This is a genomic window from Phascolarctobacterium succinatutens, from assembly GCF_023497905.1.
Taxonomy (GTDB): Bacteria; Bacillota; Negativicutes; order Acidaminococcales; family Acidaminococcaceae; genus Phascolarctobacterium_A; species Phascolarctobacterium_A succinatutens.
The window spans coordinates 462,943-477,840 of record NZ_CP097284.1 but is presented as its reverse complement, the minus strand read 5'-3'; the positions used below and the strand labels follow the sequence as shown (position 1 = coordinate 477,840).

Below are 14,898 nucleotides of genomic sequence, written 5' to 3'. Positions count from 1 at the left end.
CTGTTTATTCCTTTCGTTCGTAAGCACGATAATTGCCAAGAACCTTGCAATAGGTGCTCTTCGATTTTATTTCTTCCATCACATCGATAACTAACGGATCCGCCAGATTACCGGTGACATCGATGTAGAAAAAGTATTCCCACGTTTTGCCGACAATCGGACGTGATTCCAGATTCAGCATATTCAGGCCCATATGGTAGAAGCTGGCGAGCATCTTATACAGCGAGCCAGTTTCGTGCTTCACGGCAACAATCAGCGTAATCTTATTTGCGTTCGCTACGATTTCCGGTTTTTTGGCGATAATAACAAAGCGGGTATAATTGTTGCTGTTGCTATTGATGGCCGGCGCAATAACCTTCAAATTATACAGCTCTGCTGCCTGCTTACCGGCAATAGCACCCAAGCTTACATCCTGCTTTTCAGCAACCTCCTCCGCACTCTTGGATGTACTGAAATAAGGAACCTGCTCTATATCCGGATAGTCATGAAAGAAATCAGCGCACTGCTTCAAGCCCTGCGGATGCGAATACACTGTTTTAATCGTACTCAACGAAGCGCCCTCACAGCCTAACAGGTTTTGTTCAATCTTTACGCACTGCTCGCCTACGATACTGCAATCATACTGGCGCAGTAAATCATATACCTCGGTAATACCGCCGGTCGAAGAATTTTCAATCGGCAGCACAGCGTAATCCATCGTACCGTCGCTGATACTGGAAATTACCTCTTCAAAGGTCTGGAAGTGATGACGATTGTAGCGGCGTCCATGAAAATATTCCTCCAAAGCCTGATGCGTAAAGGAGCCTGCAGGACCGAAGCAAGCAACCTCATAGGTTTTGTCGTTTGCTTCGGACAGCGCAGTTTCTTCCAGCAGACAGGCCTGATCGATAATACCGCGCATAATATTTTTCACAGCCACGGAATATTCCTTGTTCTCCAAAAAGCCTGCAACCTTTTCAATAACCTTAGCCTCACGGTTTTTGTCCTTAACAGGCAGTCCTTTGGATTTTTTATAGGCAGCCACCTGCATTACCAGGTGCAAACGGCTTTCCAATACGTCTGCCAGCTGCTGGTCAACCTTATCTATTTCTTGGCGGATTTTTTCTAAATCAAGCTCCTGCATTTTATTTCTCCCATTTCTTCGCTTCTAAAAGTAAATCCCACAGCGTCCACGCAACCACCGCTTCGATAACAGGCACAGCACGCTGTACAATACAGGGATCATGCCTGCCGACAATAGCCAGCGTTGTATCAGCCTGCTCCTTAATGCTCACTGTCTGCTGCTCGCGCGCAATCGACGGTGTCGGCTTAATGGCCACGCGCACTACAAAAGGCATACCGTTGGTAATACCGCCGGTAACGCCGCCGTTGTGGTTCGTCAGGGCCTTCACCTTGCCGTCAACGTAATGCAAAGCATCATTTGCTTCAGCACCCGTCAGCCTGGCAAAGCCAAATCCATCGCCAAATTCTACACCTTTAACAGCAGGCACGGAAAACAGCGCATGGCTCAGCATGCTTTCCACGGAATCAAAATACGGTGCGCCGATACCTGCGGGCAAATGCAGTGCAATAGCTTCAATTACACCGCCTACGCTGTTAAGCTCGCTCTTAGCCTGCAAAATGCGCTCCTGCATTTTTTCGCCGACAGCGTCATCCATAACAGCAAACTTTTTCGTATGCAGCTCAGCTAATTCTGCATCACTTACGCCCATTGGATTGAAGCGCTCTTCTTTGATATCGTTAATCTGCAGAATATGCGACCCGACAATAATACCATATTGCGCCAACGCCTGCTTGGCCACAGCACCGGCAAAAACAAGCGGTGCCGTCAGACGACCGGAAAAGTGCCCACCGCCGCGATAATCGTTAAAGCCCTGGTAACGCACATGCCCTGCGTAATCTGCATGACCGGGGCGCATTTTATCTGCCAGAATGCTGTAATCCTTGGAATGCTGGTCGCTGTTGACGATACGCGCGCACAGCGGCGTACCTGTCGTAAAGCCATTGAAGAAGCCGCTTTGGATTTCTACCGTATCGCTTTCCTTGCGTGCCGTGCTCAAGGCATTTTGTCCGGGAGCACGACGCGCCATTTCGGCAGCAATCGCTGCTTCATCCAGGGCCAGTCCCGGCGGCAGTCCATCCAGCACTACGCCGATGGATTTGCCGTGCGATTCGCCGTATATCGCCATTTTTATATTCATGCCAAAAATTCCGCTCATGCCAGCACCTCAATTTTTCCGCCTACGCTTTGGTAATCCTGCCAGAAGTCAGGGTAAGACTTGCTTACACTGCCTGCACCGGTTAAGGTAATCGGTTCGGCGCAGCACTGCGCAGCAATTGCCAGGCTCATAGCAATACGATGATCGTTCCAGGCATCTGCCTCTACACCACCGCGCAGACCCTCAGGCTTGCCGGTAATTGTCAGACCTTCCGGTTCTTCCTTAATAGCTGCGCCCATTTTATTTAATTCACTCGTCATAGCCGCCAATCTGTCGCATTCCTTGATACGCAGGCGTCCTGCGTTGATAATCTTCGTTGTTCCCTCGCTGACTGCTGCCAGCACGGTAAGCACAGGAATAATATCGGGACAGTTAGAAGCGTCTATTACCGTTGCCTTCGTGGTACTGCTGTTTACGGTTACGCTGTCGGCATTTTGGGCAATATCAGCACCCATGCGCTGCATAATTTCTACCACAGCCTTATCACCCTGCAGCGAAGCAAAGTCAACACCGCTTGCCGTAATGCCTGCGCCCAAAGCACCGCCGACAGTCCAAAAGGCTGCCTGCGACCAGTCGCCCTCAACCTTGCTGTCCTGCGCTTTAAAACGCTGCTTGCCAGGTACGAGATAATGACGGTGTGCGCCATCTACATTTTCTATTTTAACACCGTACTTCGCCAGGCAGTTCAGCGTCATATCTACATAAGAAGCGGATTCCAACGGCGAAGTAATGATAATTTCGGAATCACCCTTTAATAACGGCAAAGCAAAAAGCAGACCGCTGACAAACTGACTGCTTACATCTCCCGGCAGTTCAAATTTACCCGGCATCAGATGACCGTTGACTGTCAACGGCAGATTGCCATTATCATTAAAATACTGCACAAACTGCTTATCAAGAATATCGTAATACGCCTGCAAAGGACGTGATACCAGCTTGCCGTGACCGATAAAGGTCAGCGGACAGCCAAGATTTGCTCCCAAAGGAATAAAAAAGCGTAAGGTGGAACCGGATTCACCGCAGTCAACATTATCTGCCGCTGCAATCGGATGACCTGTGCCTGTAATCTGCAAAGCCTTACGTCCCTCTATCATGCTGGGGATTTCGTCCACGCTCACATTCATAGCACGCAGAACGCGCATCGTTGCTTCAATATCCTGAGACATGCTGATATTATCGACAATGCTGGTGCCGCCTGCAAGACCTGCACAAATGATTTCTCTGTGTCCCATACTTTTAGATGACGGCACCTGCACCGTTCCTGCCAATTTTGCAGGATAAATTTTTACCTTTTCCATTTAGCCTCACCCCAAATACTTTGGCACTTCCTGCCAATCAACTTTCTGCAGTACGCCCTCGCCTATCTGCTGCAAAATAATGAGGGTAATGCTGTTGCCGTTCTTTTTCTTATCTCTTGCCATTGTATCAAGCAGCTGCGCTTTTTCTACGCCCGCAGTCAACGGCAAATTATACTTTTCAAGTACGCTCTTAATACGCTCGGCGCTGCCTTTGGCTGTCATTCCCAGCTCTTCGGTGCGCTTAGTCAGCTGATACATGCCAATAGCCACGCCCTCGCCGTGCGTAAAGCAGCTGTAGCCGAAGTGCTGCTCTACAGCATGTCCCAAGGTATGACCGAAATTCAGCAGCATCCGCAGGCCTGTATCAAATTCATCCTGCTCTACAATGCGTGCTTTTATTGCACAGCAGGTGGCAACAACACTGTCAATATCTGCCAAAAGCGCAGCATCATCAGCATAGCCGGCAATTTTTGCAAAAAGCGCTGCATCCTTAATGCAGCCGTATTTAATCGCTTCTGCCAAGCCATCGTGCAAAAAGCGGGTAGAAAGCGTTGCCAGTAAGTCTGTATCAATAAACACAGCCTTCGGCTGATAAAAGGCACCGGCAAGGTTTTTTCCGGCCTTTAAATCTACAGCTACCTTACCACCAACGCTGCTGTCAATCTGTGCCAGCAGTGATGTCGGTATCTGCACAAAGGCAATGCCACGCATAAAGCTGGCAGCGGCAAAGCCGCCCAAATCACCGACAACACCGCCGCCAAGCGTCAGCACAACGTCAGTGCGCGTAAGCCCTGCTGCAGCAAGCTGTTCCAATACATCGCTGAGCACCTGCATGTTCTTGCTTTGCTCACCGGCTTCAATTACCACCTTATGCACAACAAGGCCAGCCTCTTCGAGGCTAGCCTGTAATTTTGCTGCATATAACGGTGCAACATTTGTATCGCTGATAATTGCAGCCTTGCGCGCCTTCGGCAGCAACGCTGCAACCTTAGAGCCGGCCTGCGGCAGCAGGCCGGCGGCTATTTCAATATCATAGGCATGAACGCCTAATGCAACATGAATTTTCTTCATTAAAAAAGCTCCCTTCTCCGTGCTCCCGCCTTGCGCATCAGCTCCTTCAGCTTTTCGCCGTCATCACTGCGCAGAGCGTCGCGCCACAGCACCAGCTGCTCCATATATTTGTCTATTTCATCCGCAACCTTTTCCCTGTTGGCCAGGAATAAATTGCACCATAATTCAGGATTGATATCTGCTACACGAGTGCCATCTCGGAAGCTGCCGGCAACGAAGTACTTGGTCTTATCATCAAAGGACGCGCTGTCCATAAGCGCTACCGCAGTAACATGCGGCAAATTGCTGGTATAGGCAATCGTTGCATCATGCTGCGCCGGTGTTACCTGCACCGTATGCTTGCAACCAAGAGCCAAAGCAAATTGCTCCAGCCAGCTGATAGCAGCCTGTGTGTTATGCTTTTCCGGCACGATGATGTAGTTCGCATTCTGAAAAATATGCGCATCGCTCATACCCAAGCCGCTGCCCTGGCGTCCGGCCATCGGATGGCCGGAAATAAATTCCATGCCACCCTTTAAAAGTTCCTGGCCTCTGCTGATCATATCGTTTTTAATGCCTGCAACATCAGTCAGCAAAACACTTTCGTTAAAGAAATCAACGTTTTCAGCTATAAAGCCCACGATTGCTTCAGGATAAATAGCGCAGATGATTACGTTGGCTTCCTTAAGTCGGTTATCAGGCTCAGTCATGCCAATATCAACCAACCCCTGCTGCTTTGCTTCCTGCAATGTTGCTGCATCTCGCTCTATACCGATAATCTGCTTAACGCCCAGTTTACGCAATGCTTTGGCATAGGAGCCGCCAATTAGCCCCAAGCCAACGATAGCAAAGCTGAGCTCCTGCCACCTTGTACTTCTATTTTCGCCACCAAAATCAGCTTCCAAAAAAATCACTCCTAATCTGCCATATTACTATTATAACTCTCTGCCGACAATGTTCGCAATGCCTCTGAGGTCACCCATCAGCTTAGCAAAACGGTCCGGTTTCAAGGATTGGGCACCATCACACCATGCTGCTTCCGGATCATTATGTACTTCAATCAAAAGGCCGTCTGCGCCGACTGCAACTGCTGCCTTAGCCAAAGGCTCTACCATCCACCACATGCCTGCTGCATGACTTGGGTCAACTACTACCGGCAGATGGCTGAGTCTTTTTACTGCAGGAATAGCACTTACATCAAGCGTGTTGCGAGTATAGGTTTCAAAGGTACGGATACCGCGTTCGCAAAGGATAACATTTTCGTTGCCTTCGCTCATAATGTATTCCGCTGCCATCAGCCATTCCTCAATCGTTGCCGCCAGACCACGCTTCAACAGAATAGGCTTATTGGTTTTGCCCAATTCCTTAAGCAGATCGAAGTTCTGCATATTGCGGGCGCCGACCTGAATCAGGTCAACGTCTTCAACAAAGCGTTCCACCATGTAAGGTGACATGATTTCCGTAACAATCGGCAGGCCGGTTGCAGCCCTAGCATTTTTCAGGAAATCCAGACCTTTTTCCTTTAAGCCCTGGAAGGAGTACGGAGAAGTACGAGGCTTGAAGGCACCGCCACGCATCAGCGTAGCGCCTGCAGCCTTAACATCCTTGGCAATTTCCGTAACCTGCTCCTGGGTTTCTACGGAACAGGGGCCTGCGATAACCTGCAGCTTTTTGCCGCCGAATTTTCTGCCTGCAACATCAATAATGCTGTCCTCGGGATGGAACATGCGGTTCGCACGTTTGAAAGGCTCCTGCACACGCATTACCTTTTCTACACCCTCAACAACACGTAAAAGGTTGATATCCAAAGCGCTGGTATCACCAACAACACCAAACAGTGAAGCATTTACGCCATCACTGGCATGAATCTGAAAGCCCTTGCTTTCTAATTGGTTTTTCAGCTTAGTTTTTTCCTCAACAGTTGCATTTTGTTTGAATACGATAATCATGATAAAATCTCTCCTTTAATCTAATCTACAATGCTACAATACTACTCCCAGATCAGGAGTTATTACAAACCCTTACGCTTTTTTATATTGCTAAGGGATAATGCCTTGACTTACATATCTCTGCCAACAATTCTGGCAATACCCTTCAGCTCGCCCATCAATCTGGCGAAGCGTTCAGGTCTTAAGGACTGTGCGCCGTCGCAAAGCGCTGCTTCCGGATTGTTGTGTACTTCAATCAACAGTCCGTCGGCACCTACTGCAACCGCAGCCTTTGCCAAAGGCTCTACCATCCACCACAGGCCTGCCGCATGACTCGGGTCAACTACTACCGGCAGATGGCTGAGCTTTTTCACAGCGGGGATTGCGCTTACATCCAATGTATTGCGCGTATATGTTTCAAAAGTGCGGATACCGCGTTCGCAAAGGATAACGTTCTCGTTGCCCTCGCTCATGATATATTCCGCTGCCATCAGCCATTCCTCAATTGTTGCTGCCAAACCACGTTTCAAAAGAATCGGTTTATTGGTTTTGCCCAATTCCTTCAGCAGTTCAAAGTTCTGCATGTTGCGGGCGCCGACCTGAATCAAATCTACATCTTCTACAAAACGCTCAATCATATACGGTGACATGATTTCTGTTACAATCGGCAGGCCTGTTTCTTTTTTTGCACCTTTTAAATATTCCAGGCCAACCTCCTTCAAGCCTTGGAAGGAATACGGCGATGTGCGGGGCTTGAAGGCGCCACCGCGAAGCATTGAGGCGCCGCCAAGCTTAATGGACTTGGCAATGTCCGTAACCTGCTCCTGCGTTTCTACGGAGCACGGACCTGCGATAACCTGAATCTTGCGTCCACCGATTTCAACACCGCCGACATTAATCACGGAATCCTGCGGATGGAACATGCGGTTAGCTCGCTTGAACGGCTCCTGCACACGCATTACCTTGTCTACCGCATCATCAATACGCAGCATATTGATATCAAGTGTGCTCGTATCGCCGATGATACCGAAAATGGTCATGTTGACACCATTAATTTCGTTAATTTGGAAGCCCTTGCTTTCCAAATTGCTGCGCATTTTCGCTTTATTTTCCTCCGGCGCTCCCGGCTTGAATACTATTACCATAAATTGTCTCCCCTTTGTTCTGACGCCCTTGTCATTTAATTTACCATACTGCTATAAGCTACCATGCTACAAAAAAAGCAGGCTCCCGTAAAAGAGCCTGCTGTAAAAGTCAAATCTTAATTGCAAGCACTGCGCTCGCAAATACTATTTATAGTCTCCAATACGATGATTACTGCTATATGATTTTTCCCATGCAAAATAACCGGTGCTAAAATAATAGTTAAATACCGGTGCGTAATAAAAACCATATTCAATTGCAGTGTTCATCATTTTAGATTCCATCATTTTCACCTGCAACAACTTCAGCATTTCCTTATGCTTCAAAATTTATCGCCATAATCAGCGATTGAGATTATTTTACTCCTCCTGCTCCGCAAACGTCAAGGAAAAAGCTAAATTTTATTTATTTTTTATCTTATCGCACTATTATTGTAAACTAGGTTACAGTAATAGTGCTATTTTTAAAGCATTAACACAAAATTTTACTGCTGATTTATAAGACAGCAATATTTTAAAGTTTACTTATAAATTCTGCCACCCGCTCCACAGCAGCATCAGCGCTCCTACAAGCACCACCGCCAATGCCAGCTTACGGAACAGATGCTGATTCAGGCGATAGAAAAATTTTTCTCCCAACCAGATAGCCAAAAGCATCACCGGTATAGTGTACAGCAACCAACTCCAATCAATGGTACCGCTGACATTACCGTAAAAATAATTCACCAACACCGTCAAAAAGCCGCTTAATCCAAAGAACCAGATCATGTTAGCCCGCATAACATCCTTCGGCAACTTTTCGTTAATAAAATACAAAACCAGCGGCGGTCCGCTGACACTGGTAGATGCGCCGAAAAAACCGCTCAAAATTCCTGCAGCAAAACGTCCGCAGGGTTTATTTTTAATCGGCAGCGTAAACTGCAGGCTAAGCAAAACCGTGGCGACCACAAGCACCGCTCCCAAAAACACCTCCAACTGTGCCGCAGGCAGCACCTTCAGCACCCAGCTTCCGGGAAGCATACCAACAACACTTCCCAAGGTCGTCAGGATAACCGTTGCTTTATCATAGCCTTCACGCACCCTGTACATAGTAATTGCCCGCAGAACCAAATTCAACAGCAACACAAAAATAACCGCCGCTTTAACCGACATCACCAAAGTAAGCACAGGCATGGCCACCAAAGCAAAGCCAAAGCCGGAAACAGTAGAAAAAAACGACGCTGCAAAAATAATACCTATTGTCAAAATAATCGCAGTATAATCCATTAGCTTCTCCCATACAGATTAGATATTATAAATTTAATTGTAACAAGTACAGGAAACGCCGTCAAATTAAATATCATATTAAGCAAAAAATCCGTGCAAACCAACGTCAAGCTTCTGTTTACACGGATTTTCAATTTCAGCTTTCTTCTAAAACACAGGGATTAGTCAACGCGCCTACAGCATCCGCACGACAGCGGTTGCAATGCTGCATCTGCGGCATCCACTGCCTGCAAACATTACGCAGCTGCATAATTTCTTCAGCTGCAGGCTCCGCAAGATGTGCAAAGCCAGTTCCCTCCACTGGCAGCATCGGTAAAATATTCTGCAGCTTCGCTCCCAGCAAAGCCATACGTCTGGCAATCGCCGGAATTTCCTGGATATTCACGCCGGAGATTGCTACCGTATTTATCTTCACCTTCACGCCATATTCGCCAAGCAGCTGCAATCCTTCTATCTGTCTTTCTAGCAGCAGCGCAGCAGCCTCTTCGCCGACATATTTTTTGCCGTCATCATTGATAAAGCTGTAAATATGCGCGCCGGTGTTGCTGGTAATCGCATTCACCGTCACCGTAACATAATCAACACCTAAAGCTGCTATCTCCTTGGCATACTTCGGCAGATAAAGGCCATTAGTCGAAAGGCAGAAGAAAACATCCTTATCAACCTCACGAATCATGCTCAGCGTTCTGCTGACCGTTGCCCAATTGGCCAGCGCATCGCCGGGGCCGGCAATGCCTGCTACCGTCAGCTTCGGCACCTTGTCCTTCATCTGCAGATACCAATCGACTGCATCCTCCGGTACCATAACCCTTGCCACGACGCCGGGACGGCTTTCATTTACACAACTGTATTTGCGCAGACAATAATTACACTGCATATTGCATTTAGGTGCCACAGGCAGATGAATACGGGCGTAATCGCTACATTTAGCTGTAAAACAGGGATGTGTTTCAAGCTCACTCATGATTTACCTCACCAATACTTTCACGCAAGCCGGCATATCGGCCATCTGTTTTATATTGCTGCTGCAAGGCACTGTTAACAATCTGCTCAATGAGCAAGGCAGCACCACGCGCTCCGACCAGCGTATTATCGGTAAAGCACAGCCGGTCAAAGGCAGGATAAGCACAGCGCACTAACGGCACCTGATATTTTTCAGCCAAATTCTTTAAAAATGAAGAACCGCAAAACAATACAGGCTTGTGCTTTGCTGCAGCCTCTGCCATTTTATCCAAGCTAAATTCCGCAGTGTCCTCTGCAATAACAACGTGCATGCCCAGTTCTTCGGCAAAAAAGCTCTGTAAGCCCGCTAAATGTGCCTTGTCCGTAGCCAAAGCCACCGGCATCTGATACAAATTCACCAGATAATCGGCACTGCGATAAACGAGCTTTTCAGCCGCAGCCTCCAGCTCAGACAATTCTTCAGCAAAATCAACCTTCAACGCTGCGCCTAATTGACGCAAAAACTTCTGCATGCCTGCCACACCATAGGGATAAGCGCATTTGATATACGGCACGCCAAGTTTTTCCTGCATCTTTTGTGCCAACAGCTCACCATAGCCAAAGCAGATATTCAGCTCTGCCTGCGGCATTGCTGCAATATCGCGCAAGCTGCAATCCTGCAGTGCGCAGTTAACTCTAACCTTGGAACCCAAAAATTTCTTCAGCTCGGCTAAATCATTATCCGCATAAGGATCATCGTTCATTATGCCAAAAATATTTATCGTGGCAGCTTCTTTTTTCTCCGCATGTTGGAGCAAGGGCAACAACGCTAAATAAGCTGTTTCGACACCGCTGTCAATATTCCCTGCATATCCCGGCGCTTTTACATGCAATAATTTCTGCGAACCTTCGGTAGTAGCCAAAATACCGTCCACATCATCGCCAATCATATTCGGCACGCAGCCGCTGACTACAAATACCGCACCGCAATGCGCAAAAATACGCTCTGTCTCCTGCAAGGTTTTACGCAAAACCTTCTCACCGCCATTAACAACATCCTCATCATAAATAACATCAGAGGCCTGACGTACATCATAAGGCTTGCCGGCATATCGGAAAGTCAGGCTGCCCCACTGACAGCCGACAACGGAATGCTGCAGGATTAAGGCATCCTTAATACCGGCAAGAGCACGCACAGCACCAAATAAAGCACAGCTACTTAATGGTTTCATTATTTTCTCTGCCTCCATACTCTGCTATACAGTTCGCGTGATGCTTTACTGTCTTTATCAGCTTCGCGCATCGGATAAAATACCGGGTCATAGGCCAGTTTGCTCAGCAAAAGATTGCTGCCTGTTCGCTGCGGTTGTTGCAGCATCTGCCAAACCTCTTCCATAATATCCACAAAGCCCTGATAAGACCACACCGAGCGGTCAAACAAATTATAAAGCACGGGAACATCCAAAGCAGCATAGCGCGGATGACCGTTGCAGATAACAAAATCACAGCTCTGCGCAGCCTCACGCAAGGCATCCTCCGAAGGCTCTAGTAAAATTTCCACATCACAGCCATACTCAGCCTTAGCAAGCTCTATCCTGTCCTTAAATCTCTGCATCATTGCATCATCCAGACCTGTTTCTGCCTGGTAGGAAGGATTCATGATAATACATATTTTCGTAATCGGCAGACCATAATCCTGCTGATAAACGCGCAGCGCATCCGGCAAATAGGCAATACCATGCGCAATCAGGCAAAACTTATACTTGGCAAAGTCTGCACCCAGCTCCTGATAACGGGTGGCAACCCGTTCATATTCTTCCTGCAGCACGCGTTCAACAGCATTCTCGCAACCAAGCATTTTGCCAATCTGTCTGTACAAATCACTGATTCCTTCAATACCATGCCACTCCTGCATATCGGCAACATGCAGAAACGGCGTACCAAAGCGCTGCTCCATTGCCAGCGCCCATTTTTTGCGACGTACTATATTCAGCGCTGCCCGCGGAGCCTTTTTGATTGTCTGCAAATCAGCGGCAGGCAGATAAGCATTGACGGTAATCCCCATTTTCTGCAGCATCTCACTCATGCCTTGCAACTTATCCTCACCGTTATAGCCCCAGGCAAAGGTTTCGATATTTACGCTCCGCGGCTGTACTCTTTGAGGCTCCATCACCTGCTCAACTAAAGCGTCCATCACCTCTACATAACCGCAGCCCGGATAGACAGCACTAGAAGAAAACTTTTGCTTCTGCTTTTGGCAAGCCTTTTCACGCAAAACCTTGCGGCCATTGCTCTTGTCCATATGCGAAAAAACCTGCGACGTAATCGGCACGAGCTTCGCTTTAAACTGCGGCTGCAGGCTGCAGGCCAGGCCTGCCAAATCATCATTAATAATATCCGATACTACGGAAGGCAACAGAAAAATAATCTCCGGCTTTTGCTCACGCTCCACCTTTTGCAGTAAAGCCGTAAGCTTTTTCTCACCGCCGAAAATTACATCATTGTTGCGCAAATCCGCACATTCCAGCTCATAAACCGGGCTTTGGCCGCTACGCACATGACAACGATAATGAAAGCCGCAGCCGCGCGGACTGTATAAGACAACGGCGGCATTTTTGATTTCGCTGATGCAGGCAAGATTTCCCGACACCTTGCCATTGACAGCATAACGATGCAGATAACTTGAAGGGTTCATGCCAAAAAGCATGTTATCCTGATAATATTGGTTCATACTCATCAACTCCAATATATGACTTACTTATTTTCAGCAGGCAAGAAATTAACATTGCTCAAACATAACATAGGAAATTTATCTTACACGTTTTTCCCGGCAAGAAAAAACGCCTTCCTGCAAAATTACAGAAAGACGCACTTATTCCTCTAGCAGTCTCCTGTCGCTCGCAGTACACTCCCGTTAACTTCTTCAGGCAATTCTTCTGGCTCAGTTTCCTCGCAAGTCTTGCCTTCCCGGTTTCCCAGTGACATAATTAAGGCTTGCTCCACTTTACAGCTGCGTGACAGCGCAGGCTTCGCACCTGCTTACTTATTAAGTCTTTCGACACCTGATAGTTCTAGCATTTTTGTTTTTAATGTTATATTTATTACATTTTATTTGTCAGAATTATAGCACATCTCTGATTTTCTGTCAATAAAACAGACAATTACTGGAAATCAAAAACACCGGAAAGTCCAAAGTAAAAACTTTGAAGCTTCCGGCGTTCCATGCTTCCAAATATTTATCTAATCGTGATTTGTATAATCTGGATTAGATTAACTACTTTAATTGCCCCTGCTCTATATGCAAAACTTTGTCGCAAAGCTATTCCTCTAAAGATCTACAAAGCACTAGAAATATTTTATGACTTCTCTTACACCTACACCAGCTCATCCAAGCCAACTAACTTTATTCCCTGTTCTGCCGCATAAGCAACCGCCTGCTCTGTATAACCGGCTTTGGAAAAGAAATAATAATATAAACTCTTATCCTGCGCTACTTTTTTTGCTAAGAAATGCTTAAGATCCTTTACATCCACCGGTCTGTGCTTATATTTACACTCACCCAAAAGTATTTGCGTTTGCCTGTAATCAACTGCCATAATATCTATTTCATCAGTCTTGTTCCACCAACGGCCAATCTTCGTAAAATAAAATGGCAAGTCATGTCTTCTATTCTGCTTACGCAAATATTGCTGGCAAACATCTTCAAATACATACGATGTAAAACGCTCTAGCTCAGGCTTGACAACATATTGATAAATCCCTCCTGCATCGCCTGATTCCAGCTCAGATAAATTCGGGAACACAAAGGCATACCAAAAACCGAAGAAATTGTCGGTAACCTTATATAAGCCTCTCTGTGTATTAGCCTGCTCTTTAATATTGGCATCCACAGAAAACTCCCTACACATAATTCCCAATTCCAAAAGATTTTTCAAATATACGCTCAGCTTGCTTTTATCAATCTGCGTTTTTTGATGAATATCATTTAATTGTGTATTGCCTAAAGCCACAGCTTCAATCACTGCATTATAAACGCTTGTCTCACGCAGCTCCTGACGCATAAGAAACTCCACTTCGCTGTAAAGCACACTGCCTCTGCTTAAAATACTGCGTACAATATTTTCACCCAAAGAGTACTTATCGGAAAACTGCTTTAAGTAATGCGGAATGCCGCCCAAAATTGCATAAGCAGTAATTTTGTCTTCCGTGCTGTAATTAGGAAAAAACTGTTGTGCAGAATAAAAATCCATTGCCTGCATTTTTAAAATTCCTGTAGCACGTCCATAAAGCGGATTTTTCTCTGCTAAAACCTCTTTTTCTATAAATGACATTGCGCTGCCACACAAAATCAGCATTACATTAGACTGCTTTAAAACCTCATCCCACAGCTTTTGCAAAATAGAAGGAATAGCATTATTCCCTTTTACCATATAGGGGAATTCGTCAATAACAACTACTATTTTTTTCTCTTTTGCCAGCTCCGATATACTGAGCAAGGCCTGCTCCCAATCACTGAAGCGTGTAATATATTTTGCCGCCTGGTGATTTTTTTCCAATAATCGCTGACTAAACGCTTCAAGCTGTTTTTCATCAATAATTTCTGTACAAGTATAAAAAATATGCTCTTTATCTTGACAAAATTGACGCAGCAGCTCTGTTTTGCCTACACGCCTTCTGCCGTAAAGCACTATAAGCTGACCGTCCGCACTATTATATCTGTCCTCTAAAAATTTTAATTCTTCCTCGCGACCGATGAACATCTTACTCACCTCATTTATCTAATCGTGATTTGTATAATCTGGATTAGATAAATTATATACCATTGTAAGGAAATCTGCAAGAGATAGGCAGATGAATGAGAAAAACTCCGGAAAAACTAAAAATATGCTTTGAATTCCCAAATCATTTTATGTCTTTCCCATTTATTTCTACATAAAGAAATTCCTTGCTTTTATTTTCCTGCTACCTTAAGTCACTCACTGTTACATTCTAAACACTTTTAGCTAATTATCTTTTCTTACCTCTTGCTTTTTGCATATTGATAATATATACT

At 46.2% G+C, this 14,898-nt stretch carries 12 protein-coding genes and 1 riboswitch; all 12 genes read right to left on the bottom strand.

The genetic code is table 11. The features are described from left to right. Nucleotides 1-4 precede the first annotated feature (4 nt). Complete coding sequence (gene pheA, locus M5E81_RS02265; RefSeq protein ID WP_009144671.1) at nt 5-1,123, bottom strand: prephenate dehydratase; 1,119 nt, start codon at nt 1,121-1,123, stop codon at nt 5-7. 1 nt (nt 1,124) lies between these two features. After that, complete coding sequence (aroC, locus tag M5E81_RS02260; protein ID WP_249747771.1) at nt 1,125-2,219, bottom strand: chorismate synthase; 1,095 nt, start codon at nt 2,217-2,219, stop codon at nt 1,125-1,127. Further along, complete coding sequence (gene aroA / locus M5E81_RS02255) at nt 2,216-3,517, bottom strand: 3-phosphoshikimate 1-carboxyvinyltransferase (protein ID WP_249747770.1); 1,302 nt, start codon at nt 3,515-3,517, stop codon at nt 2,216-2,218. The genes aroC and aroA overlap by 4 nt, the downstream gene beginning before the upstream one ends. Before the next feature lie 6 nt (nt 3,518-3,523). Continuing rightward, nucleotides 3,524-4,588 (bottom strand): 3-dehydroquinate synthase, encoded by a 1,065-nt coding sequence (gene aroB / locus M5E81_RS02250; RefSeq protein WP_009144668.1) that lies wholly within the window; start codon nt 4,586-4,588, stop codon nt 3,524-3,526. After that, nucleotides 4,588-5,472 carry a prephenate dehydrogenase gene (locus M5E81_RS02245; protein ID WP_040564607.1) on the bottom strand — a complete coding sequence of 295 codons (885 nt, stop codon included), beginning with the start codon at nt 5,470-5,472 and terminating at the stop codon, nt 4,588-4,590. The genes aroB and M5E81_RS02245 overlap by 1 nt, the downstream gene beginning before the upstream one ends. Before the next feature lie 30 nt (nt 5,473-5,502). After that, nucleotides 5,503-6,516, bottom strand: coding sequence for a 3-deoxy-7-phosphoheptulonate synthase (gene aroF, locus M5E81_RS02240; RefSeq protein ID WP_009144666.1), 1,014 nt, complete (start codon nt 6,514-6,516; stop codon nt 5,503-5,505). Between the two features lie 110 nt (nt 6,517-6,626). Continuing rightward, the gene (gene aroF, locus M5E81_RS02235; RefSeq protein WP_210683909.1) at nt 6,627-7,640 is read right to left on the bottom strand and encodes a 3-deoxy-7-phosphoheptulonate synthase; all 1,014 of its coding nucleotides are present in this window, start codon (nt 7,638-7,640) and stop codon (nt 6,627-6,629) included. Nucleotides 7,641-8,162: 522 nt separating this feature from the next. Continuing rightward, nucleotides 8,163-8,903 carry a sulfite exporter TauE/SafE family protein gene (locus M5E81_RS02230; RefSeq protein WP_009144663.1) on the bottom strand — a complete coding sequence of 247 codons (741 nt, stop codon included), beginning with the start codon at nt 8,901-8,903 and terminating at the stop codon, nt 8,163-8,165. Between the two features lie 136 nt (nt 8,904-9,039). Continuing rightward, the gene (locus tag M5E81_RS02225; protein WP_050787086.1) at nt 9,040-9,867 is read right to left on the bottom strand and encodes a radical SAM protein; all 828 of its coding nucleotides are present in this window, start codon (nt 9,865-9,867) and stop codon (nt 9,040-9,042) included. Then, nucleotides 9,860-11,077 carry a nitrogenase component 1 gene (locus tag M5E81_RS02220; protein ID WP_249747769.1) on the bottom strand — a complete coding sequence of 406 codons (1,218 nt, stop codon included), beginning with the start codon at nt 11,075-11,077 and terminating at the stop codon, nt 9,860-9,862. Before M5E81_RS02220 ends, M5E81_RS02225 begins: the two co-directional genes overlap by 8 nt. Further along, a complete protein-coding gene (locus M5E81_RS02215) occupies nt 11,077-12,576 on the bottom strand; it encodes a nitrogenase component 1 (protein WP_249747768.1) in 1,500 nt (499 codons plus the stop codon). The genes M5E81_RS02220 and M5E81_RS02215 overlap by 1 nt, the downstream gene beginning before the upstream one ends. Nucleotides 12,577-12,754: 178 nt before the next feature. Further along, a riboswitch (cobalamin riboswitch) is annotated at nt 12,755-12,924 on the bottom strand. 295 nt (nt 12,925-13,219) lie between these two features. Next, nucleotides 13,220-14,605 (bottom strand): ATP-binding protein, encoded by a 1,386-nt coding sequence (locus tag M5E81_RS02210; RefSeq protein ID WP_249747767.1) that lies wholly within the window; start codon nt 14,603-14,605, stop codon nt 13,220-13,222. Nucleotides 14,606-14,898: the final 293 nt, after the last annotated feature.

Bases quoted from the DNA above. Each gene is read 5' to 3' on its own strand.
- aroA (WP_249747770.1), bottom strand. From the start codon at position 3,517: ATGGAAAAGGTAAAAATTTATCCTGCAAAATTGGCAGGAACGGTGCAG.
- pheA (WP_009144671.1), bottom strand. From the start codon at position 1,123: ATGCAGGAGCTTGATTTAGAAAAAATCCGCCAAGAAATAGATAAGGTT.
- aroF (WP_009144666.1), bottom strand. From the start codon at position 6,516: ATGATTATCGTATTCAAACAAAATGCAACTGTTGAGGAAAAAACTAAG.
- M5E81_RS02230 (WP_009144663.1), bottom strand. From the start codon at position 8,903: ATGGATTATACTGCGATTATTTTGACAATAGGTATTATTTTTGCAGCG.
- M5E81_RS02215 (WP_249747768.1), bottom strand. From the start codon at position 12,576: ATGAACCAATATTATCAGGATAACATGCTTTTTGGCATGAACCCTTCA.
- aroF (WP_210683909.1), bottom strand. From the start codon at position 7,640: ATGGTAATAGTATTCAAGCCGGGAGCGCCGGAGGAAAATAAAGCGAAA.
- aroC (WP_249747771.1), bottom strand. From the start codon at position 2,219: ATGAGCGGAATTTTTGGCATGAATATAAAAATGGCGATATACGGCGAA.
- aroB (WP_009144668.1), bottom strand. From the start codon at position 4,588: ATGAAGAAAATTCATGTTGCATTAGGCGTTCATGCCTATGATATTGAA.
- M5E81_RS02225 (WP_050787086.1), bottom strand. From the start codon at position 9,867: ATGAGTGAGCTTGAAACACATCCCTGTTTTACAGCTAAATGTAGCGAT.
- M5E81_RS02220 (WP_249747769.1), bottom strand. From the start codon at position 11,077: ATGAAACCATTAAGTAGCTGTGCTTTATTTGGTGCTGTGCGTGCTCTT.
- M5E81_RS02210 (WP_249747767.1), bottom strand. From the start codon at position 14,605: ATGTTCATCGGTCGCGAGGAAGAATTAAAATTTTTAGAGGACAGATAT.